Below are 19,277 nucleotides of genomic sequence, written 5' to 3'. Positions count from 1 at the left end.
AGAGGTGCGATTATCGCACTACAGGTGCTTTTTTCTGGTGCGACGCCCGTGGATGATCTTACCCATGACCTTGATGTTGCCCGGGCGACCAAGGCGGACGCGACTCATGACAACCGTCGACAAGGCCATGACCCTGCTGCGCCAGTTCTCTCTGGAGCGGCTGGAGATCGGCTTGAACGAACTGGCCCGGATGACGGGCGAGGACAAGGCGGTCGTCCGCAGGATACTGGTTTCGCTGATGAAAAGCGGCTTCATCGAACAGAACCCTGAAAATCAGCGCTATTTTCTCGGATCGGGTTTTCTCGCGCTCGCGCGGCTTCGGGAGGCGACGATCCCGATGGTCCGGGCGACGCAGATCGTCTCGGCCTGGCTGTGCAGGGCGACGAACGAGACGGTCCATGTCAGCATCGCCGGGCAGGCCGGAATGTCGACGGTTGCCTACAACCTGCCGCCGCGGGGCAATGTCATCAACCTGCGGCCCGCGGACAGATACCCGTTCCACTCGTCTTCGTCCGGGCTTGCCTACCTGGCCTACTGCACGCCGGACACGCAGGAACGCCTGCTCGAACTTCCGCGCGAGAGGTTGACGCATCTGACGGTCACGGATCCCGACGAGCTTCGGGTGCTGTTCGCGCGGACCCGCGCCGCCGGATATGCCTGCACGCGCAACACGGTCGAAGTAGGGGTCGCCAGCGTCGCCATGCCCTTCTTCCTCGGCTCCGCCGATCCGTCCGGCACCATCGCGATCGCGGTGCCCGATCTGAACCTGACGCCCGACCACGAAGCGTTTCTCGTCGAGTCCCTGCGGACCGGGGTCGGCAAGCTAGAGACCGCGCTGGTGGGGGGGCCGAATTCAGAACAGGCCCCCGAAGACCCGGACGACTGAACGAGACAACCTGAACCCTGTGCCGGAGGCTGCCGTGACCCAGCAAGACGCGAATTTTCTGAAGGAAAACAACGCTCGCCACCTGTGGCACCCGATGGCGCATCCGGCCGACAGCATCGCCAATCCGCCCGACATCATCGTCGAGGGGCACGGCGTCCGGATCGTCGACGTGGATGGCCGCGAGACGGTGGACGCGGTCGGCGGGCTGTGGAACGTGAACCTCGGCTATTCCTGCGAGCCGGTGAAACAGGCCATCGCCGATCAGCTGGGCCGGCTGCCCTACTATTCGATCTTTCGCGGCACCTCCAACGACGCGGTGATCGAGCTCAGCACCATGCTGCGGGAATTCTTCGCGCCCGATGGCCTGGTGCGGGCCTTCTTCACCTCGGGCGGGTCCGATTCGGTGGAGGTGTCCCTGCGCCTCGCACGCCAGTACCACAAGCTGCGCGGCGAGGCCGGTCGGATCAAGTTCCTCAGCCTCAAGAAGGGCTATCACGGCACGCATACGCTGGGCGCCTCCGTGAACGGCAATGCGAATTTCCGCACGGCCTACGAACCGCTGATGCCGGGCTGCTTCCACATTCCCGCGCCCTACACCTATCGCAACCCCTTCGACGAGACGGATCCCGCACGACTCGCGCAGCTCTGCCTTGCGGCGCTCGAGGACGAGATCGCGTTTCAGGGGGCCGAGACCGTCGCCGCCTTCATCATGGAGCCGGTCCTGGGCGCGGGCGGCGTCATTCCCCCGCATGAAAGCTTCATGCCGGGTATCCGCCAGATCTGCGACAGGCACGGCATCCTTCTGATCGCGGACGAAGTCATCACCGCCTTCGGCCGAACCGGCAGCTGGTCGGGGTCTCGCCACTGGGGCGTCCGGCCCGACCTGATGTGCACGGCGAAGGCGATCACCAATGGCTACTTTCCCTTCGGCGCCGTCATGATCGCCGACCAGGTTGCCGAGGTCTTCGAGGCCGACCGCTCGGGAAAGGGCTCCATCGGGTCGGGCTATACCTATTCCGGTCATCCCGTGGGCGCCGCGGCGGCCATCGCCTGTCTCAGGGAGACCGAGCGCCTTCAGGTCAAGGACAATGCAGCCGCGCGCGGCGCACAGCTGTGGGCCGGGCTCGGGCGCATCAAGGAAAAATACGGGCTGGTCGGCGATGTGCGCGGCGGCCACGGGCTCATGTGCGCGGTCGAACTGGTTTCGGACCGGGACGCCAAGACGCCGATCGACAAGAAGACGATCGGCAAGGTGCATCGCGTGGCCTATGAGAGCGGAGCGATGCTGCGGGTCTCGGGCAACAACATCATCCTGTCGCCCCCGCTGGTGGTCGGCGAAGCGGACGTGGAGATCATTCTTTCGGCCCTCGACGCGGGTCTGGCCTCGGTCGCCTGATGGGGATGACCGGTTCAGCGCATTCCGTCGGCATCCCGGGGACCCGGCGTCGCAGGTCCCTCGACCCCGTCGAGGTCCATGCGCGAGCGCGGTTTCGCGACGGGGTCCCGGTCGAGGACCGCGTGCCATTGCTCCATCACCCTGAAGAACGTGTCGAGATCCTCCGGACTGACGCTGTCCCGCAGGGTCTTCTCGATGGTGCGCGCGTTCGGCACGATCTCGTCCAGGGCCGCGCGTCCCGTCGCCGTCAGCGAAATGGCCACCAGCCTGCCGTCGCCGTCGACCGGCGTCTTGCTGACGAGGCCGTCCTGTTCGAGGCGCGCGACCGCCCGGCTGACCCGGGATTTCTCCAGGTTCACGCAGTCGTGGATGTCCCGCACGGAAACCGCCCCGCAGCGCGACAGATGAACCAGGACCCGCCATTCGGCGACGGACAGGCCGTGGCTTCGGTCGTACTCGACCGAGATGCGTCGGCTGATGCGCTCGGACAGGACAGCCAGCCGGTAGGGCAGGAAAGCGGACAGGTGAAACCGGGTGGGCATGCGGAGCTCGTCGATATCATTGCACTTGCAACAATATTGACTTGAGCCGCGATGGCAATGATAAGAGGGTCGTTGTGATTGCAACGATCTGGTCGCACGGCGCGGCGCGACACGACGAACGACAGTCAGCAAGGAGCTTCGATATGGCCAAGGCATTCGCATCGCAGGGAGACATGGCGGAGAAGAAGACGTCCTTCACCGAGATCGGTGAGGGGCTTTACGCCTTCACCGCCGAGGGAGATCCCAATTCCGGCGTGATCATCGGGGACGACAGCGTCATGATCGTCGAGGCGCAGGCGACCCCCCGCCTCGCGAACAAGGTGATCGACTGCGTGCGATCGGTCACGGACAAGCCGATCAGCCACGTCGTGCTGACCCATTACCACGCGGTCCGGGTTCTCGGCGCCTCGGCCTTCGGCGCAAGCCAGATCATCATGTCGGATATTGCGCGCGCCATGGTCGTCGAACGCGGGCAGGAGGACTGGGACAGCGAGTTCCAGCGGTTTCCCCGCCTGTTCGAGGGGCATGAGAGCATCCCCGGCCTGACCTGGCCGACCACCACTTTCAACGACCAGATGACGGTCTACCTCGGCAAGCGGAAGGTCGAGATCAAGCAGATCGGCCGCGCCCATACGGCCGGCGACGCCGTCATCTGGGTGCCGGACGCGCAGACGATGTTCACGGGCGATATCGTGGAATATCACTCCGCCTGCTATTGCGGGGACGGGCATTTCAGCGATTGGGGCCGGACGCTCGACGCGGTCAAGGCCTACGATCCCCAAAGCATCGCGCCGGGACGCGGCGATGCGCTGATCGGGCGCGAGATGGTCGAGGTCGCCCTCGAGTCGACCCGCGATTTCGTCGACTCGACCTATCGCCCTGCCCAGAAGGTCGCGGCCCGGGGCGGCAGCCTCAAGGACGCCTGGGACGCCGTGCGCGACGCGTGCGACCCCAAGTTCAAGGACTACGCGATCTACGAGCACTGCCTGCCGTTCAATGTGGCCCGCGCCTATGACGAGGCGCGCGGGATCGACACACCGCGGATCTGGACCGCACAGCGCGACATCGAGATGTGGGAACAGCTTCAGGCCTGAGGAGGCCTGCAGGGAGGAGGAGACGAATGACGTTCGCAGACCGCTACCCGCTTGCCTTTCGGCTCTACCCCTACGCCCGCGTGCCGGATCAGGACGCCGCAACACCCGTCCGGCATCCGGTCGCCATCGTGGGCGCGGGTCCGGTCGGGCTGTCGCTCGCGCTCGACCTGGGGCTGCGCGGCACGCCGGTCGTCGTCCTCGACGATCACGAGGGCGTCGGCCTCGGCTCGCGCGCCCTGTGCTTCGCCAAGCGCACGCTCGAGATCATGGACCGACTCGGTGCGGGCCGGGCCATGGTCGAGAAGGGCATCGTCTGGCAGAAGGGCCGGGTCTTTCGCGACCGCGACGAGATCTTCGATTTCGACCTGCTGCCCGAGGCGGGGCACGAATACCCCGCCTTCATCAACCTGCAACAGCCTCATTTCGAACGCTTCGTCATGGAAGCGATCGTCCGCGCACAGGCGGGCGGCGCGCCGATCGAGGTTCGCGGCAAGAACCGCGTCGACGGCGTCACGGACACGGGCGACGGGGTGCTGCTCGACCTGATGACCCCCGATGGCCCTTACCGCATCGCGGCCGACTATGTGGTTGCCTGCGATGGCGCCCGCTCGCCGGTGCGGGGCATGCTGGGTCTGGGCTTCGAAGGCCGCGTCTTCGAGGACAATTTCCTGATCGCCGACGTCAAGATGACGGCCGACTTCCCGACCGAACGCTGGTTCTGGTTCGAGCCGTGGTTCAAGTCCGGCGACAGCGCGCTGCTGCACAAGCAGCCCGACGACATCTGGCGCATCGACTTCCAGCTGGGCTGGGACATCGACCGGGAGAAGGAGCTGCGGCCCGAAAGCATTCGCGCCCGTGTCGACCAGATGCTGGGCCATTCCGACTATGAGCTGGACTGGTGTTCGATCTACACCTTCCAGTGCCGCCGGATGCAGTCCTTCCGCCACGGGCGGATCCTCTTTGCCGGCGACAGCGCGCATCAGGTCTCGCCCTTCGGGGCGCGCGGGGCGAATTCGGGCGTGCAGGACGCCGACAACCTGTCCTGGAAGCTGGCGGCCGTGCTAGGCGGCGCGCCCGAGGCACTGCTGGACAGCTATGACGCCGAAAGGGTGCAGGCGGCGGATGAGAACATTCTCAATTCCTCGCGCTCGACGGATTTCCTGACACCGAAGACAGAGGTCTCGCGCCTGTTCCGCAACGCGGTTCTCGATCTCGCGCGCGATCATGCCTTCGCCCGGCCGCTGATCAATTCCGGGCGGCTGAGCGTGCCGTGCGTCTACGACGGCTCGCCGCTGAACAGCCCGGATGCGCTCGACGCACCGGCGCGCAGCCGCCCCGGCGCCCCCTGCCCGGATGCGCCGCTGGGCGACGGGTTCCTGCTGCCGGCCCTGGGGCACGGCTTCACCCTGCTGGCCCTCGGCTGCGATGCGCCGGACACGCTGGCAGAGGCGGGCGCAACGGCCCGGCGCCTGAGTGTCGACGTGACCGAAGCGCCCCTGATCCGGGAGCGTTACCTCGGGGCCGCGCCCGCGGGGCTGTACCTGATCCGCCCGGATCAGCACGTGGCCGGGCGCTGGCCGGCCTTCGACGAAACCGCGATCCGCGCCGCCATGCGCCGCGCGATGGGACATGACGCATGCTGACCGAACGTCCGAACATCCCCGATCCCGACGGCTTCTACGCAGAGCTTCTTGGCGTTCACGAGGGGCTCTCGCCCGACGAGAGCCACAGCCTCAACGCGCGTCTGATCCTGATCCTCGCCAACCATATCGGCGACCGCGCCGTTCTGTCGGCCGCGCTCGCCGCCGCCCGGTCCTCCGGCCGGCCGGCCGTTTCGGGATAGGCCCCGACACCTGACAAGACCCCGGCACTACGGTTCGGGCCGACGGGGCGCGATACCGCCGGGCCACAGGCCCGGCTTCGCCGACGGTTCCGATAGCTGACTGCACCATCGAGGCGTCGACCGGCGCCCGTCCGCGGACGTTGATCCGTCCATAGCGACTGCGCCTGTCGATGACCGGCTGCTGCCGACGGACGGGGCCGGGCGGCCTTTCTGGCGCAATCGACGATGTCCGGAAAGACGCCGTTCGGGGTGGCCGCAGGACACCCCGTTCCGCCGACGAACCCTGCAACTTCATTCGAGACGCCGACAGGCAGAGGCGGCGCTTCCGCGCCGCCTCGAAGCCGTCAGGAGGCTCCGCTCTCTCTCGACCGAAGGCGGGAGATCGTGAACAGGACAACCGCCCCCACCGCGAGCGCGAGCAGCGTCGCCGCGATCGGCCGCGTCAGGAAGACCGACGGATCGCCGTTCGACAGGCTCAGGGACTGCTTCATCCTGAGTTCGAGCAGCGGCCCGAGAACCAGCCCGATGACCAGCGGGAAGGGCGGAATGCCGTTCCGCAGCATGAAGCGGCCGATGATGGCGAAGATCACGGTGATCAGGGCGTCGCTGAGCCGGTAGTTCTGCGTATAGGACCCGACCAGCGCGAGGACGAGAATGGTCGCGCCGATGAGCCGCGGGTTGATGTTCGACAGCTTCACGATCGCTTTCGTCGAAACGAGCAGGATCAGCAGGATCAGGATGTTCAGGACGAACAGCGAGATATAGAGGCCCGAGATGAACTCCGGATGATTGGAGAAAAGCTCCGGCCCCGGGATGATGTTGTGGATCATGAACACCGCAAGCAGCATCGCCATCAGCGGGTCGGCCGGAATCCCCAGCGACAGGAGCGGCACGAGAACCGTCGATGTGCAGGCGTTGATCGAGCATTCCGACGCGACGAGGCCTTCGCCGGATCCCTTGCCGAACTCCTCGGGCTTCTTCGAGAAACGCCGCGCCAGCGAGTATGACAGGAACTGTGCGCCGAATTCCCCGACGCCCGGCAGAAGCCCCATGAACACCCCCAGCCCGCAGGACCGTGCAAGCGTCCGCGGGTATCTGAACGCCTCGGCCAGCCCGCGCCAGCGGCTTTCGCCGGGGCTCGCGATGTCGGCCTGCGGGCGTGCATCCGACCCCAGCAGGACGAAGGCCTGGGACATCGCGAAGAGGCCGATGACGACGGGCACCAGCGGGACGCCTCCCAGCAACCATTGCTGATCGAACGTGTACCGCTGGGTATTGAAGGGAGATTCGAAGCCGACGGTGCCCAGGAACATCCCCAGCCCGAGCGACAGGATCGCGCCGGCAATCTGCTTCTGGTGCGCGAGCAGGACCGAGACCAGCGCGAGAACTGCCACCATCGCGAATTCCGGCGCGCCGAAGCGCTCGGCCACTTTCGCGAGGTAGGGCGCCAGCAGCACCAGAGCGAGCACCGACACGATGCCGCCGATGAAGGAGGAGGAATAGGCCAGCGACAGCGCGCGGAACGCCTCGCCCCGTCTCGCCATCGGGTAGCCGTCATATGTCGTCAGAACGTTGACCGGCGTCCCTGGCACCCGGATGAGGATCGCCGGGATCGCCCCCCCGTACCAGGCGCCGCCATAGGCACCGAGCAGAAGCATGATGCCGGGAAGCGGCTCCAGCTGAAGGCTGAAGGGGAGCAGGATCGCCATGGCTCCCGCCGGCTCGAGGCCGGGGACCGCGCCCACCAGAATACCCAGTACGGCGCCTGCAACGAGGGCGGCCAGCACTTGCCAATGGGCGACGTACTCGAGGCCGAGCAGGAAGGAATCGATCACAGAAAGGTCCCCAGTGTGTTGCCGAGCCAGTCGGGCAAGAGTTCGAAAACAGGCGCGAGCGGAAACCACAGCCCGATCCCGACGCGGAACACGAGCACGATGCCCGCGGTCACGCAGCAGGCCGTCAGCACCCACTTCCGCCCGCGCAGTCCGGCCCGCCAGGTCACGAAGACCAGGAAGATCAGCGTCGCGATGCCGAAGCCGAGCCAGGAGACGGCCGCCAGATAGACGCAGAAATAGAGGGCGTACTCGATGGCCTGCGCGCTGCCGCCGAAGGCCCAACCGGCCTGCGACAGGAAGGCGGTTCTGTCCTGAGACCTGCCCAGGTCGCGCAAGAACCCCCAGGCCAGGACCAGGCCCGCGATCGCCGCCATCCCCAGGCTGACGAGCGGCCAGGCGACGGGGGCGAGATACCATCCCCGCCCCTCGGGCTGGGATTGCGTCGCCATCGGAGCAAGCAGCAGCAGCGCGATCGCCACGATCAGGAAGATGGTGGAGGCCAGACCCTCCGCTTCGGGGGGCACGGTCTCTTCGTGATCGTCCTCAACGATCTCGAGTTCGCTGCCCGGTGGACCACTGCGCGTCATCGTCGCCTCCTGGAAAACGGCAGACGGGCGCGGAAGACCCGCGCCCGCGATGCTGTCACTGCTTGTTGACGGTCTTGACGAGCGACTCGGCCGCCTCGTAGTCGGCGTCGATGCGCGCGGCGGCCTCGTCGGCCCCCTGCCAGTAGACGCCCGCACCGGTCGCCTTGGCAATGTCCTGCGCCCGCTCCGACATCACGGCCTTTTCGGCAGCGGCGGCGATGATGTCCTTGATCTCCTGCGGCGTGCCTGCCGGAACGAAGAGGCCGTTCCAGAGGGTGATGCCCAGACCCGGGACCTGGTCGGAAAGGAGCTGGGCATCCGGTTTGATCGACAGCGGCTCGTCCGTATAGGCGGCAATGACCTTCACGTCGTCCAGGCAGCTGAGAACGGTCGCCATGGTCGTGTTCATGACATCGACATCGCCGGTCCGCAGAGTCGAGCAGTCCAGCAGGTCGAAGGCGGCATCGGCGCTGAACTCGAAGCCGAGAGACTGGGCCGCCGCGAACGTCGCCATCGTCGGGACGAGGTCATAGCCGTAGTGACCCAGCCGAACCGGATTGGACCGGGCATATTCCGCGAGTTCGGCGAGGTTCGAATAGGGCGCGTCAGCGGGTGCCACCAATGCGAAGGGATAGGTCAGGAAGATCCCGATCGGCTCGAACGTGTCGCGGGTATAGGCCGCGTTCTGCTTGATGACATGCATGGTGGGCACATCGATCACGAAGGAGCCGATCGTGTAGCCATCCGCGCCGGCCTGGGAAACGGCTGTCGCCCCCTCGATGCCGCCGCCGCCCGGCCGGTTCACGACCTTGGCCGGAACGCCGGTCTCTCTGGTCATTTCCTCGGCGATGACGCGGGTGAGCTGGTCTTCCAGGTCGCCCGGCGGCCACGGAACGATGAAGGTGACCGGCCGCTCCGGATATTCGGCCAGCGCCGGACCGGCAACAAAGCTCACTGACAAGGCAACGGCCGTGGCCATGCCGCCCATCCATTTCGTGCTCATTCTGTACGTCTCCCTGTTCTGAACCCGTCAATCGGTTCATTATTATCACCATCGGTTGAAACAGGTTGCACAGTGCTTTCCTCTGTGTCAACTCTGGTGTGAAATGGGCACCGCGGCTCAAGAACCGGGAGGCATGCCGAACAATGGGAAAGTCGATGGGGACGGTGGACAAGGCCTTCCATCTTCTGTCTTTTTTCACGGTGTCCGAACCGGCCTGGGGCCTGAGCGAGCTGGCGCGCCGGGCAGGCCAGGACAAGGCGACGGCGCTGCGACTGCTCAACAGCCTGATCGCCGGCGGATTCGTGGAGCAGGATCCGGTTGCCCGGACGTTTCGACTCGGTACCGCCGTGTTGAAGCTGGCACGAATCCGCGAAGCCTCGTTTCCCTTCGTCGCCCTCGCCAGACCCCCGGCCGAACGGCTGTCCGAACAGATCGGGGAAACCGTCCATGTCTGCCTGCCGGAGCGAGAGGCGCTGGCCACGGTTCAGGTGGTCGAACCGCAGCGGGCGACGCGCGTTCACGTGGACCCGTCGCAACCGCTTCCTTACCACGCGACGGCGTCCGGTCTGGCGTTTCTGGCCTTCGCCAGACCCGATCTGCTGGAAAGTGCGCTGTCCTATGTCGATTTTCGCGCGCATACCGAACATACGATCACGAGCAAAGAGGCGCTGACCGGCCAGCTGGCGAAAATCCGGGCCGGGGCATACGCTGTCTCGGGCAGCAGTTTCGAACTGGAAACCATCGGAATCGCCGCGCCGATCTTCGACGCATCAGGCTTCGCGACGGCGACCGTGGCTGCGGCATGTCTGGCCTCGAGGATGACGCCGGAACTGGAAACCCGTATCGCCTCGGCGGTGACCGGAACCGCCATCGACATCTCCCGCGCCCTCGGGGCAGAGCCGCCTGCCGTGTTCATCCAGTCCCATATGGACCTCGCCGCGTGACCGGCGGGCCGGGGGAGCGTCCGGCCGCAAACCCCGGGATCGGAAGGTCACGGGTCCGGTGGGCGGGGGCTTATCGAGGCCCCGCCGCTGCGCCGGAAGAACCTGTGCGCTAGGTGCCGACCGGGGCATCGAGGCATGCCCGCCCGTGCTCCGTTGGCAGCCCGATACGGCCGGATCCTCAGGACGACCGGTCCTTGCGCCGGACATACAGTTCCATCCGGTGATGGACGATCTCATAGCCCATCTCTGCCGCGATTTCCGCCTGCAGCCGCTCGATCCGGTCCGAGGCGAATTCGATCACGTCGCCCGAATCCACGTCGATCATGTGATCGTGATGCGCGGCCTCGGCATGTTCGAAGCGGGCCGAGGCACCCTCGAACTGGTGGCGGTGGATCACGCCCTGCTGCTCCAGCGCGGTGAGGGTGCGGTAGACGGTGGACAGCGAGATGCCCGGCACCTGTTCCTCGGCGCGGCGGAACAGCTCCACCGCGTCGGGGTGATCGTCGGCCGAGGCCAGCACCGCCACCAGCGCCGCGCGCTGCTTGGTCATCCGCACGCCCGCGGTCCGCAGGGCTTGCGTCAGTCGATCGGTGCGGTCTTCGGTACGGCGGTCCATGGACCCTAGATGGCACGGCCCGCGTTGCCTGATCAAGTTATCGGCTGCACATGCGAACGACTTGCAATTCTGATGATCAGATGCAAATCATTAGCAACTGCATCGTGAATCGGAGACCTCATGCGCCGCCTCGCCCTTACCGTGACCCTGTGTCTGTCACTTGGCAGCCTCGCCGCGCCGGCTGTCGCGCAGGACATCCCGAAGGTCGTCACCACCTTCACCGTGATCGCCGACATGGCCCGCAACGTCGCCGGCGACGAGGCCGAGGTGGTGTCGATCACCAAGCCGGGGGCCGAGATCCACGGCTACGAACCCACGCCGCGCGACATTCTCGCCGCGCAGGATGCCGACCTGATCCTGTGGAACGGGATGAACCTCGAACGCTGGTTCGAACAGTTCCTGTCCAACCTCGGCGACGTGCCCTCGGCCACGGTGTCCGACGGGGTGGAGCCGATGCCGATTTCCGGCGGCAGCTATGACGGCAAGCCCAACCCGCATGCCTGGATGTCGCCCGAGGCGGCGATGATCTATGTCGACAACATCCGCGACGCGCTGACCGGCATCGATCCCGACAGCGCCGCGGCCTATGCCGCCAATGCCGAGGCCTACAAGGCGCAGATCGCGGCGATGGTCGGGCCGCTGCGCGACCGGATCGCCACCCTGCCCGCGGACCAGCGCTGGCTGGTGACGTCGGAAGGGGCATTCTCCTACCTGGCGCGCGATCTGGGGCTGAAGGAGCTGTATCTCTGGCCGATCAATGCCGACCAGCAGGGCACCCCGCAGCAGATCCGCATGGTGGTGGACCGGATGCGCGCGGACCGCATCGGCGTCGTCTTCTCGGAATCCACCGTCTCGGACCGGCCCGCGCGGCAGATCGCCCGCGAGACCGGCGCGCAATACGGCGGCGTGCTGTATGTTGACAGCCTCAGCGAACCCGACGGGCCGGTGCCGACCTATCTGGACCTCTTGCGCGTGACCACCGAAACTATCGTGACCGGCCTGACCGAAGGGATGCAGGGATGACCGACGCGATCCGCGCCGAGAATGTGACGGCCACCTACCGCAACGGCCATGTCGCGCTGCGCGACGCCAGCTTCGCGGTGCCGGCCGGGTCGATTGCGGCGCTGATCGGACCGAACGGGGCCGGCAAGTCCACCCTGTTCAAGACGGTGATGGGGCTGGTGCCCGCGGGGGGCGGCCGGGTCGAGATCCTCGGCCAGCCCGTCGCCGCGGCGCTGAAGGCGCAGGCGGTGGCCTATGTTCCGCAGGCCGAGGAGGTGGACTGGACCTTCCCGGTGCTGGTCGAGGATGTGGTGATGATGGGCCGCTATGGCCGCATGGGCTTCCTGCGCCGGCCGCGCGCCGCCGACCGCGCCGCCGTCGATGCGGCGCTGACGCGGGTGGGCATGGCGCCCTTCCGCCACCGCCAGATCGGCGAATTGTCGGGCGGACAGCGCAAGCGGGTGTTCCTGGCCCGGGCGCTCGCGCAGGAGGCGCGGGTGATCCTCTTGGACGAACCCTTCGCCGGGGTCGATACCGCCACCGAAGGCCAGATCGTCACCCTGCTCCGCGCGCTCGGCGCCGAGGGGCGGACGATGCTGGTGGCGACGCATGACCTCGTCTCGGTGCCGGATTTCTGCGACCGGGCGGTGCTGGTCCGCGGCACGGTGCTGGCCAGCGGCCCCACGGCCGAGGTGCTGACCCCGGACCGGCTGCGCCAGGCCTTCGGCCCGGGGCTGCGCGACCTCGATCTGGCGCGGGCGGCAGAGTGATGGCCCTGCTGCTGGAGCCCTTCGACTACGGCTACATGACCAATGCCATCTGGGTGTCGGCGCTGGTGGGCGCGGTCTGCGCCTTCCTGTCGGCCTTCGTGATGCTGAAGGGCTGGTCGCTGATCGGCGACGCGCTCAGCCACGCCGTCGTGCCCGGGGTGGCGGGCGCCTATATGCTGGGCCTGCCCTTCGCGCTCGGCGCCTTCCTGTCGGGCGGGTTGGCCGCGGCGGCGATCCTCGGGCTGCGCGCCCGCAGCGGGCTGAAGGAGGATGCGGTGATCGGCCTCGTCTTCACCTCCTTCTTCGCGCTCGGGCTGTTCCTCGTCTCGCTGCGGCCGATGCAGGTGTCGGTGCAGACCATCGCCATGGGCAATGTGCTGGCGATCACGCCGGGCGACACGCTGCAACTGGCGATCATCGGCGGGGTGACGCTGGCGATCCTGACGCTGAAATGGCGCGACCTGATGGCGGTGTTCTTCGACGAGGGCCATGCGCGGACGCAGGGGCTGAACCCCGCCCGGCTGCGGGGGCTGTTCTTCGCGCTGCTGGCAGCCTCGACCGTGGCCGCGATGCAGACGGTGGGGGCCTTCCTCGTGATCGCGCTGGTGGTGACGCCGGGGGCCACGGCCTATCTGCTGACCGACCGCTTCCCGCGGCTGATCCTTCTGTCCATCGGCATCGGCGCGGGCACCGGCGCGGTGGGCGCCTATGCCAGCTATTTCCTCGACGGAGCCACCGGCGGGGTCATCGTCTGCCTGCAGACCGCGCTGTTCCTGCTGGCCTTCGTCTTCGCGCCGAAGCACGGGCGGCTGGCCGCCCGCCGCCGGCTGCGCGCGGCGGTGGCGGAGACTGCCTGATGGACATGCTGCTGTTCCCCTTCCAGCTCGACTTCATGCGCAACGCCTTCCTCGTGATGCTGCTGATCGCGCCGGCGGCGGGGATGCTGTCGGCGCTTCTGGTGCTGAAGGGCTGGTCGCTGATGGGCGATGCGGTCAGCCATGCGGTGCTGCCGGGGATCGTGCTGGCCTATGTCGCGGGCCTGCCGCTGATCCTCGGCGCCTTCGGGGCAGGGCTGTTCTGCGCCGTGGCGGCCGGCCACCTGCGCGAGACGTCGCGGATCAAGGCCGACACGGCGATGGGCGTGGTCTTCGCGGGCATGTTCGGGCTGGGGATCGTGCTGTACACCGCGATCGAAAGCGACCTGCACCTCGACCACATCCTGTTCGGCAACATGCTGGGCGTGGGCGCGGGCGACCTGTGGACGGCCGGGCTGATCGCGGGCGGGGTGGCACTGGCATTGCTTGTGGCGTGGCGGGCGCTCATGGCGCAGGCCTTCGACCCGGTGCAGGCCCATGCCCTGGGCCTGCCGGTCCGGCTGCTGCACTACGGGCTGCTGGCGGCGCTGTCCGCCACCATCGTTGCCATGCTGTCCTCGGTGGGGCTGGTGCTGTCCATCGCCATCCTGATCGCGCCCGGGGCGACCGCCTTCCTGCTGGTGCGCCGCTTCGCCGCGATGATGGCGGTCGCCGTCCTGCTGACGGCGGGGGCGGGGGTGGCGGGCGTCTATGCCAGCTTCTGGATCGACAGCGCGCCGGCGCCGACCATCGTGCTGATCCTGACGGGCCTGTTCCTGCTGGCGCTGGTCCGGCACGGCTGGCGGGCCCGCGCGCAAGCCGCGGCCTGAGGGGGCCTTCCGCGGGGCGTCCCGGGGGGCTTCACCCCGCCGCCGAAGCGGTGTTGACTGGCGGCGCGACTGAAGGGGACGCCGCCATGCCCGCCACCATCGACCTGAATTCGGACCTGGGCGAAGGCTTCGGCCCTTGGCGGATGGGCGACGATGCCGGGATGCTGGACATCGTGACCAGCGCCAACATCGCCTGCGGCGGCCATGCGGGCGATCCGGCGACGATGTTCGCCACGCTGCGGCAGGCGGCGGCGCGGGGCGTCACCGTCGGCGCCCATCCCGGCTATGCCGACCGCGAAGGCTTCGGCCGCCGCATCGTCCCGATGACGCCGGGCGAGATCGCGCAGATGGTCGCGGCGCAGGTGGGGGCGCTGGCGGGCGTGGCGGCGCTGGCGGGCGCGCGGCTGGCCTATGTGAAGCCGCATGGCGCGCTGGCCAACCTCGCCGCCGACGACCGGTCGGTCGCCGATGCTATCGCGGGCACGGTCGCGGCGCTGCCGGGCGGGCTGGCGCTGCTGGCGATCTCGGGGACGGAACTGGAGGCGGCGGCGCGGGCGGCGGGCGTGCCGGTCTATGCCGAGATTTTCGCCGACCGCGCCTATCTGCCGACCGGCCGGCTGATGCCGCGGGACCGGCCCGGCGCGGTGCTGCACGATGCCGAAGCGGTGGCGGCACGGCTGGTCGACTTCCTCGCCACCGGCCGGATGCCGGTGGCCGACGGTCCGCCGATCCCGCTCGCCGCGCACTCGGTCTGCCTGCATGGCGACACGCCGGGCGCGGTGGCCATGGCGCGGCACCTGCGCGACCGGCTGGCGCAGGCCGGGCATCGCGTCGCGCCCTTCCTGCCGGGGGCGGCGTGACCGTGCCGGCAGCGGAGGCGGTCTTCCGGCCCGTGGCGGAACACGGGCTGCTGGTCGATCTGGCCGACCGGCCGGCCCGCGCGGTGCATGACCGGGTGCTGGCGCTGGACCGCGCGCTGGCGGCCGCGCCCTTTCCCGGCTTCGTCGAGGCGGTGCCGGGCCATGTCAACCTGCTGGTCCGCTTCGACCCGCTGCTGACGGATCATCGCGCGGCAGAGGCGGCGATCGCCGGGCTGCTCGCCCGGTCCGCCGGCCCGCGCCCCCCGGGCCGTCTGCACGAGATCGGCATCTGCTGCGAGGGCGATCTGGCCCCGGACATGGCCGAGGTCGCGCGCCGCACCGGCCTGAGCCCGGACGGGGTGGTGGCGCTGCTGGCCGGGGCGGAGCACGAGGTGGCGATCTACGGCTTCGCGCCGGGCTATGCCTATCTGACCGGCCTGCCCGAACCGCTGCACCTGCCGCGCAAGCCCGCCGCGCTGCGGGATGTGCCGGCGGGCAGCCTGCTGGTCGCGGCGGGGCAATGCATCGTCTCCACCCTGACCATGCCGACCGGCTGGTGGATCCTCGGCCGGTCGCCGGTGCCGATCCTGACGGGCAATCCGGCCCGGCCCTTCCGCTTCGATGTAGGCGACAGGGTGCGGTTCCGGCCGATGAGCCGGGCGGAGTACGAGGCGGCGCCATGACCGCACGGCTGCAGGTCGTCGCCGCCGGGCCGCATGTCACCGTGCAGGATGCCGGACGGCCGGGGCTGATGCGCTTCGGCGTGCCGGGGTCGGGGCCGATGGACCGGCTGGCCTTCGCCGCCGGCAACCGCGCGCTCGGCAATCCGGCGGGGGCGGCGGGCATCGAGGTCTCGCCGGGGGGCCTCGTGCTCGACTGCACCACGGGGGCGGTAGGTGTTGCGGTGACGGGGGGCGGGTTCCTCGTGACGCTGAACGGGGTGACGCGGCCCGGCTGGTGGCGGGGCACGCTGCGATCCGGCGACCGGCTGGCGATCCGGCCCGGGTCCTGGGGCAGCTGGGCCTGCCTCTGCCTTGCCGGCGATCTCGAGGCCTCGCCCTGGCTGGGCAGCCGGGCCACCCATGCGCCCTCGGGTCTGGGGGGCGGGCGGCTGGCGGCGGGGCAGGGGTTGACCGTCCATGCCCCGCGCGAGGTGGCGGCGGCCGACCTGATCCTGCCGCTGCCGGCCCGCCCGCGTCACGCGGTCCGGGTGACGATGGGCCCGCAGGAGCGGTTCTTCGACGCGGCCGCCCGCAGCGCCTTCCTGTCCGGCCCGTGGCGGCTGAGCCCGGCCTTCGACCGGATGGGCCTGCGCCTCGCCGGCCCCGCGATCCCGCCCGCCGCGACGCTCGACATGCCGTCCGAGGCGGTGTCGCGCGGCTCGGTGCAGGTGGCGGGCGACGGGGTGGCGACGGTGCTGATGGCGGATCACCAGACCACCGGCGGCTATCCGAAGATCGCCACGGTGATCGACGCCGACCTGGACGCGCTGGCGCAGCTGCGGCCGGGCGACCGGCTGGCCTTCCGGGCGGTGACGCCGGACATGGCCGTCACCATCGCCCGCCGCCACGCCGCGACGGTGGCGAGGTATCTGGACGGGCTCGGCCGCTACGGCGACTAGGGACGGGCGTCAGGGGACGGGAAGCTGTGGAGGCGGGTACCGGAATCGAACCGGTCTTCACGGATTTGCAATCCGCTGCGTAACCTCTCCGCCAACCCGCCGGAGCCGGTGCTCAGTTAGGGGCTTCCGCGGGCTGGGTCAAGCGGGTATCGGCGCGACCGGAGCGGCCGGGGGCCGGTCCCGGGCCGCCCCGCACGGTCCGGCGTCCTCCGGGGCCGTGCGCCGGCCACCCGTGCATCCGCGCAACGCCGGGCAGTCTTCCCTCGCGCGCGCAGCACCGACCGTTGCCGCCACCGGGCAATTGTGGCAAGACGACAGGAGAAACAAACCGACGGGTTCACTCCATGACCGACTTCGCCCTTCGCCGCACGATGATGGTCGACACGCAGGTCCGCCCGAACGACGTGACCAAGTTCCCGATCATCGAGGCGATGCTGGCCGTCCCGCGCGAGGCCTTCGTGCCCGCGACCCGGCGCGAGGCCGCCTATGTCGGCGAGAACATCGAGATCGGCCCCCGCCGCGTGATGCTGGAGCCGCGGACGCTGGCCAAGATGCTCGACGCGCTGGACATTCAGCCGGACGAGCTGGTGCTCGATCTCGGCTGCGGGCTTGGCTATTCCGCCGCCGTCATCGCGCGCATGGCCGAGGCGGTGGTCGCGGTCGAGGAGGACGAGGCGCTGGCGGCCGAGGCGCAGCAGCTGCTGTCCGGCTTCGGCGCCGACAATGCCGCCGTGGTCGCCGGGCCCCTGACCGAAGGCGCGGCGAAGCACGGCCCCTATGACGTGATCATGATCGAGGGCGCCGCCGAAACCGTGCCCGACACGCTGCTCGCCCAGCTGAAGGAGGGCGGCCGCATCGGCTGCCTGTTCATGGAAGGCAGCCTTGGCGTGGCACGGGTGGGGCTCAAGGTCGATGGCGTCACCAGCTGGCGCTATGTCTTCAACGCTGCCGCGCCGGTGCTGCCGGGCTTCGAGGCGCGGCGCGAATTCGTGCTCTGACGGTCGGCCCGGCCGCGGTGCGGCGACGGGGACGGACGCCCGGAGCGTGTAAGGAACGGACCCGCCGCACCCCTGCGGGGGCTGCGGGTCACGACTGCGGGCAACGCAGGGCAAACGGGCAGGACAGGACAGGCAGATGATCAACAGGACCATTCGGGCGGGGTTACGGGCCTCTCTGCTGTCGGCAGGGCTGGCACTTGCCGCGTCACCGGTGCTGGGCGAGACGCTCGCCGACGCGCTGGTATCGGCATATCGGGAATCGAACCTTCTGGAACAGAACCGGGCGCTGTTGCGCGCGGCGGACGAGGATGTGGCGGGCGCCGTGGCGGCGTTGCGCCCCGTGATCGCCTTCGTGGCCGATTCCGGCTATTCGCGCAGCCCCACGATCAGCGGCCATTCCGCCTCGATCGGGCTGACGGCCTCGCTGACGATCTTCAACAGCGGCCGGTCGCAGCTGGCGGTGAAGATCGCGCAGGAAACGGTGCTCGCCACGCGCGAGGCGCTGGTGGGCGTCGAACAGGACGTGCTGCTCGACGCCGTCTCGGCCTATTTCCAGGTCCGCTCGGCGATCGAGAACGTCGCGATCAACCGCAACTCCGTCCGCGTCATCGGCGAGGAACTCGACGCGGCCAACAACCGCTTCGAGGTCGGCGAGGTGACGCGCACCGACGTGGCGCTGGCCGAAGCCTCGCTCGCCTCGGCGCGGGCGTCGCTGGCGGCGGCGGAAGGCGATCTCGAGGTCGCGCGCGAATTCTACAAGGCGGCCGTCGGCCACTATCCGGGCAACCTGGCCCCGCCGCCGGCCACGCCGCCGCTGCCCGGCTCGCTGGAACAGGCCAAGGCCATCGCGCTGCGCACCCACCCGTCCCTGCGCGAGGCGCAGCGGAACGTGACCGTGTCGGAACTGCAGGTGCAGCTGGCCAATGCGCAGCGCGGGCCGAGCCTCGAACTGGGGCTGTCGGCCGGACGCAACGATGACGGCCAGGATTCGAGCTCGGCGGAATTCTCCGTCTCGCAGCCGATCTATTCCGGCGGCTCGATCGCGGCGCTGCATCGTCAGGCGATCGCCAACCGCGACGCCACCCGCGCCGTCCTGCTGCAGACCGGTGTCATCATCGGGCAGTCGGTCGGCCAGTCCTGGTCCTCGATCGACGTGGCCGAGGCGCAGATCAGCGCCACGGGCGAACAGATCCGCGCCGCGACCGCCGCCTATAACGGCGTGCGGGAAGAGGCCGAACTGGGCGCGCGGACCACGCTCGACGTGCTCGACGCCGAACAGGACCTGCTCGACGCACAGGCGCTGCGGATCACGGCGGAAGCCGACCGGCAGGTAGCGATTTATTCGCTTCTCGCCTCTATGGGTCTGCTGACCGTGCAGCAACTGAACCTGGGCGTGCCGACCTATGACCCCGCCGCCTATTACGAGGCCGTCAAGAACGCGCCGATCACCAGCCCGCAAGGCAAAAGCCTCGACCGCGTGCTGCGGGCGCTCGGCCAGAACTGACGCAGGGCGCCCGCGATGCGGGCGCGGCGGCTCGCCTGCGTCTCGCGCCGCGGTTGAAACAGGGCCGGCGGGCGGCTACTCTGACTGCCTTG

20 protein-coding genes and 1 tRNA gene are annotated in these 19,277 nt (G+C 68.8%); 15 read left to right on the top strand and 6 right to left on the bottom strand.

Annotation, left to right across the window (positions count from 1 at the left end):
• Positions 1–106: 106 nt before the first annotated feature.
• Entirely contained in the window at positions 107–886 is a 780-nt protein-coding gene (locus tag EEY80_RS01300; RefSeq protein ID WP_164738097.1) for an IclR family transcriptional regulator, read from the top strand.
• Positions 887–920: 34 nt separating this feature from the next.
• A complete protein-coding gene (locus tag EEY80_RS01295; RefSeq protein ID WP_126974748.1) occupies positions 921–2,282 on the top strand; it encodes an aspartate aminotransferase family protein in 1,362 nt (453 codons plus the stop codon).
• Positions 2,283–2,296: 14 nt separating this feature from the next.
• Here the strand turns inward: EEY80_RS01295 and EEY80_RS01290 are convergent, their stop codons facing one another.
• The gene (locus tag EEY80_RS01290; RefSeq protein WP_164738096.1) at positions 2,297–2,824 is read right to left on the bottom strand and encodes a MarR family winged helix-turn-helix transcriptional regulator; all 528 of its coding nucleotides are present in this window, start codon (positions 2,822–2,824) and stop codon (positions 2,297–2,299) included.
• A gap of 143 nt (positions 2,825–2,967) precedes the next feature.
• Between EEY80_RS01290 and EEY80_RS01285 the strand changes: the two genes are divergently transcribed.
• From EEY80_RS01285 to EEY80_RS01275, 3 genes are read left to right on the top strand one after another with little or no spacing between them, the layout of a single operon-like run.
• Positions 2,968–3,918 carry an MBL fold metallo-hydrolase gene (locus EEY80_RS01285; RefSeq protein ID WP_126974746.1) on the top strand — a complete coding sequence of 317 codons (951 nt, stop codon included), beginning with the start codon at positions 2,968–2,970 and terminating at the stop codon, positions 3,916–3,918.
• 26 nt (positions 3,919–3,944) lie between these two features.
• On the top strand, positions 3,945–5,561 hold the full coding sequence (locus EEY80_RS01280; protein ID WP_126974745.1) for an FAD-dependent oxidoreductase: 1,617 nt from the start codon (positions 3,945–3,947) through the stop codon (positions 5,559–5,561).
• Complete coding sequence (locus EEY80_RS01275; protein ID WP_126974744.1) at positions 5,555–5,761, top strand: DUF2783 domain-containing protein; 207 nt, start codon at positions 5,555–5,557, stop codon at positions 5,759–5,761. The genes EEY80_RS01280 and EEY80_RS01275 overlap by 7 nt, the downstream gene beginning before the upstream one ends.
• Positions 5,762–6,105: 344 nt before the next feature.
• Here the strand turns inward: EEY80_RS01275 and EEY80_RS01270 are convergent, their stop codons facing one another.
• The 3 genes from EEY80_RS01270 to EEY80_RS01260 are packed head-to-tail and all read right to left on the bottom strand — an operon-like array spanning position 6,106 to position 9,186.
• Entirely contained in the window at positions 6,106–7,596 is a 1,491-nt protein-coding gene (locus EEY80_RS01270; protein WP_235829672.1) for a tripartite tricarboxylate transporter permease, read from the bottom strand.
• Positions 7,593–8,183, bottom strand: coding sequence for a tripartite tricarboxylate transporter TctB family protein (locus EEY80_RS01265; RefSeq protein WP_126974743.1), 591 nt, complete (start codon positions 8,181–8,183; stop codon positions 7,593–7,595). The genes EEY80_RS01270 and EEY80_RS01265 overlap by 4 nt, the downstream gene beginning before the upstream one ends.
• Positions 8,184–8,238: 55 nt before the next feature.
• Entirely contained in the window at positions 8,239–9,186 is a 948-nt protein-coding gene (locus EEY80_RS01260; protein ID WP_126974742.1) for a tripartite tricarboxylate transporter substrate binding protein, read from the bottom strand.
• 143 nt (positions 9,187–9,329) lie between these two features.
• Here EEY80_RS01260 and EEY80_RS01255 point away from each other — a divergent pair, with 143 nt between their 5' ends.
• Entirely contained in the window at positions 9,330–10,130 is an 801-nt protein-coding gene (locus EEY80_RS01255; protein WP_205749007.1) for an IclR family transcriptional regulator, read from the top strand.
• A 178-nt stretch (positions 10,131–10,308) separates the two neighbouring features.
• Here EEY80_RS01255 and EEY80_RS01250 read toward each other — a convergent pair whose 3' ends face one another.
• Positions 10,309–10,746, bottom strand: coding sequence for a Fur family transcriptional regulator (locus tag EEY80_RS01250; RefSeq protein ID WP_126974740.1), 438 nt, complete (start codon positions 10,744–10,746; stop codon positions 10,309–10,311).
• A 120-nt stretch (positions 10,747–10,866) separates the two neighbouring features.
• Between EEY80_RS01250 and EEY80_RS01245 the strand changes: the two genes are divergently transcribed.
• The 7 genes from EEY80_RS01245 (at position 10,867) to EEY80_RS01215 (ending at position 16,683) form a co-directional block, all read left to right on the top strand.
• Positions 10,867–11,769, top strand: a complete 903-nt coding sequence (locus EEY80_RS01245; RefSeq protein ID WP_126974739.1) for a metal ABC transporter substrate-binding protein — start codon at positions 10,867–10,869, stop codon at positions 11,767–11,769.
• Positions 11,766–12,518 carry a metal ABC transporter ATP-binding protein gene (locus EEY80_RS01240; protein WP_126974738.1) on the top strand — a complete coding sequence of 251 codons (753 nt, stop codon included), beginning with the start codon at positions 11,766–11,768 and terminating at the stop codon, positions 12,516–12,518. The genes EEY80_RS01245 and EEY80_RS01240 overlap by 4 nt, the downstream gene beginning before the upstream one ends.
• Positions 12,518–13,375, top strand: coding sequence for a metal ABC transporter permease (locus tag EEY80_RS01235; protein ID WP_126974737.1), 858 nt, complete (start codon positions 12,518–12,520; stop codon positions 13,373–13,375). Before EEY80_RS01240 ends, EEY80_RS01235 begins: the two co-directional genes overlap by 1 nt.
• A complete protein-coding gene (locus EEY80_RS01230) occupies positions 13,372–14,202 on the top strand; it encodes a metal ABC transporter permease (protein ID WP_328590487.1) in 831 nt (276 codons plus the stop codon). Before EEY80_RS01235 ends, EEY80_RS01230 begins: the two co-directional genes overlap by 4 nt.
• An 86-nt stretch (positions 14,203–14,288) precedes the next feature.
• On the top strand, positions 14,289–15,062 hold the full coding sequence (locus EEY80_RS01225) for a LamB/YcsF family protein (RefSeq protein WP_126974735.1): 774 nt from the start codon (positions 14,289–14,291) through the stop codon (positions 15,060–15,062).
• The gene (locus EEY80_RS01220; protein WP_205749006.1) at positions 15,059–15,745 is read left to right on the top strand and encodes a 5-oxoprolinase subunit B family protein; all 687 of its coding nucleotides are present in this window, start codon (positions 15,059–15,061) and stop codon (positions 15,743–15,745) included. The genes EEY80_RS01225 and EEY80_RS01220 overlap by 4 nt, the downstream gene beginning before the upstream one ends.
• Positions 15,742–16,683, top strand: a complete 942-nt coding sequence (locus EEY80_RS01215) for a 5-oxoprolinase subunit C family protein (RefSeq protein WP_164738095.1) — start codon at positions 15,742–15,744, stop codon at positions 16,681–16,683. Before EEY80_RS01220 ends, EEY80_RS01215 begins: the two co-directional genes overlap by 4 nt.
• Positions 16,684–16,710: 27 nt before the next feature.
• Here the strand turns inward: EEY80_RS01215 and EEY80_RS01210 are convergent.
• Positions 16,711–16,784 (bottom strand) — tRNA-Cys (locus EEY80_RS01210).
• A 243-nt stretch (positions 16,785–17,027) separates the two neighbouring features.
• On the opposite strand from EEY80_RS01210, the gene EEY80_RS01205 reads away from it, so the two are divergent.
• Both EEY80_RS01205 and EEY80_RS01200 read left to right on the top strand, forming a co-directional pair.
• Positions 17,028–17,681, top strand: coding sequence for a protein-L-isoaspartate O-methyltransferase family protein (locus EEY80_RS01205; protein ID WP_126974733.1), 654 nt, complete (start codon positions 17,028–17,030; stop codon positions 17,679–17,681).
• Between the two features lie 136 nt (positions 17,682–17,817).
• Positions 17,818–19,185, top strand: coding sequence for a TolC family outer membrane protein (locus tag EEY80_RS01200; protein WP_126974732.1), 1,368 nt, complete (start codon positions 17,818–17,820; stop codon positions 19,183–19,185).
• Positions 19,186–19,277 lie beyond the last annotated feature (92 nt).

The sequence above is a fragment of the Frigidibacter oleivorans genome (genome assembly GCF_003993775.1).
GTDB lineage: Bacteria > Pseudomonadota > Alphaproteobacteria > Rhodobacterales > Rhodobacteraceae > Frigidibacter > Frigidibacter oleivorans.
Note: the sequence above shows the minus strand (reverse complement) of the source record. Positions and strands in the feature narration are given on the sequence as shown.

What these genes read in the sequence shown, in the direction of transcription:
- EEY80_RS01300 (WP_164738097.1), top strand. Translation starts at nt 107, where the DNA reads ATGACAACCGTCGACAAGGCCATGACCCTGCTGCGCCAGTTCTCTCTG.
- EEY80_RS01290 (WP_164738096.1), bottom strand. Translation starts at nt 2,824, where the DNA reads ATGCCCACCCGGTTTCACCTGTCCGCTTTCCTGCCCTACCGGCTGGCT.
- EEY80_RS01285 (WP_126974746.1), top strand. Translation starts at nt 2,968, where the DNA reads ATGGCCAAGGCATTCGCATCGCAGGGAGACATGGCGGAGAAGAAGACG.
- EEY80_RS01280 (WP_126974745.1), top strand. Translation starts at nt 3,945, where the DNA reads ATGACGTTCGCAGACCGCTACCCGCTTGCCTTTCGGCTCTACCCCTAC.
- EEY80_RS01275 (WP_126974744.1), top strand. Translation starts at nt 5,555, where the DNA reads ATGCTGACCGAACGTCCGAACATCCCCGATCCCGACGGCTTCTACGCA.
- EEY80_RS01265 (WP_126974743.1), bottom strand. Translation starts at nt 8,183, where the DNA reads ATGACGCGCAGTGGTCCACCGGGCAGCGAACTCGAGATCGTTGAGGAC.
- EEY80_RS01260 (WP_126974742.1), bottom strand. Translation starts at nt 9,186, where the DNA reads ATGAGCACGAAATGGATGGGCGGCATGGCCACGGCCGTTGCCTTGTCA.
- EEY80_RS01255 (WP_205749007.1), top strand. Translation starts at nt 9,330, where the DNA reads ATGGGAAAGTCGATGGGGACGGTGGACAAGGCCTTCCATCTTCTGTCT.
- EEY80_RS01250 (WP_126974740.1), bottom strand. Translation starts at nt 10,746, where the DNA reads ATGGACCGCCGTACCGAAGACCGCACCGATCGACTGACGCAAGCCCTG.
- EEY80_RS01245 (WP_126974739.1), top strand. Translation starts at nt 10,867, where the DNA reads ATGCGCCGCCTCGCCCTTACCGTGACCCTGTGTCTGTCACTTGGCAGC.
- EEY80_RS01240 (WP_126974738.1), top strand. Translation starts at nt 11,766, where the DNA reads ATGACCGACGCGATCCGCGCCGAGAATGTGACGGCCACCTACCGCAAC.
- EEY80_RS01235 (WP_126974737.1), top strand. Translation starts at nt 12,518, where the DNA reads ATGGCCCTGCTGCTGGAGCCCTTCGACTACGGCTACATGACCAATGCC.
- EEY80_RS01225 (WP_126974735.1), top strand. Translation starts at nt 14,289, where the DNA reads ATGCCCGCCACCATCGACCTGAATTCGGACCTGGGCGAAGGCTTCGGC.
- EEY80_RS01215 (WP_164738095.1), top strand. Translation starts at nt 15,742, where the DNA reads ATGACCGCACGGCTGCAGGTCGTCGCCGCCGGGCCGCATGTCACCGTG.
- EEY80_RS01205 (WP_126974733.1), top strand. Translation starts at nt 17,028, where the DNA reads ATGACCGACTTCGCCCTTCGCCGCACGATGATGGTCGACACGCAGGTC.
- EEY80_RS01200 (WP_126974732.1), top strand. Translation starts at nt 17,818, where the DNA reads ATGATCAACAGGACCATTCGGGCGGGGTTACGGGCCTCTCTGCTGTCG.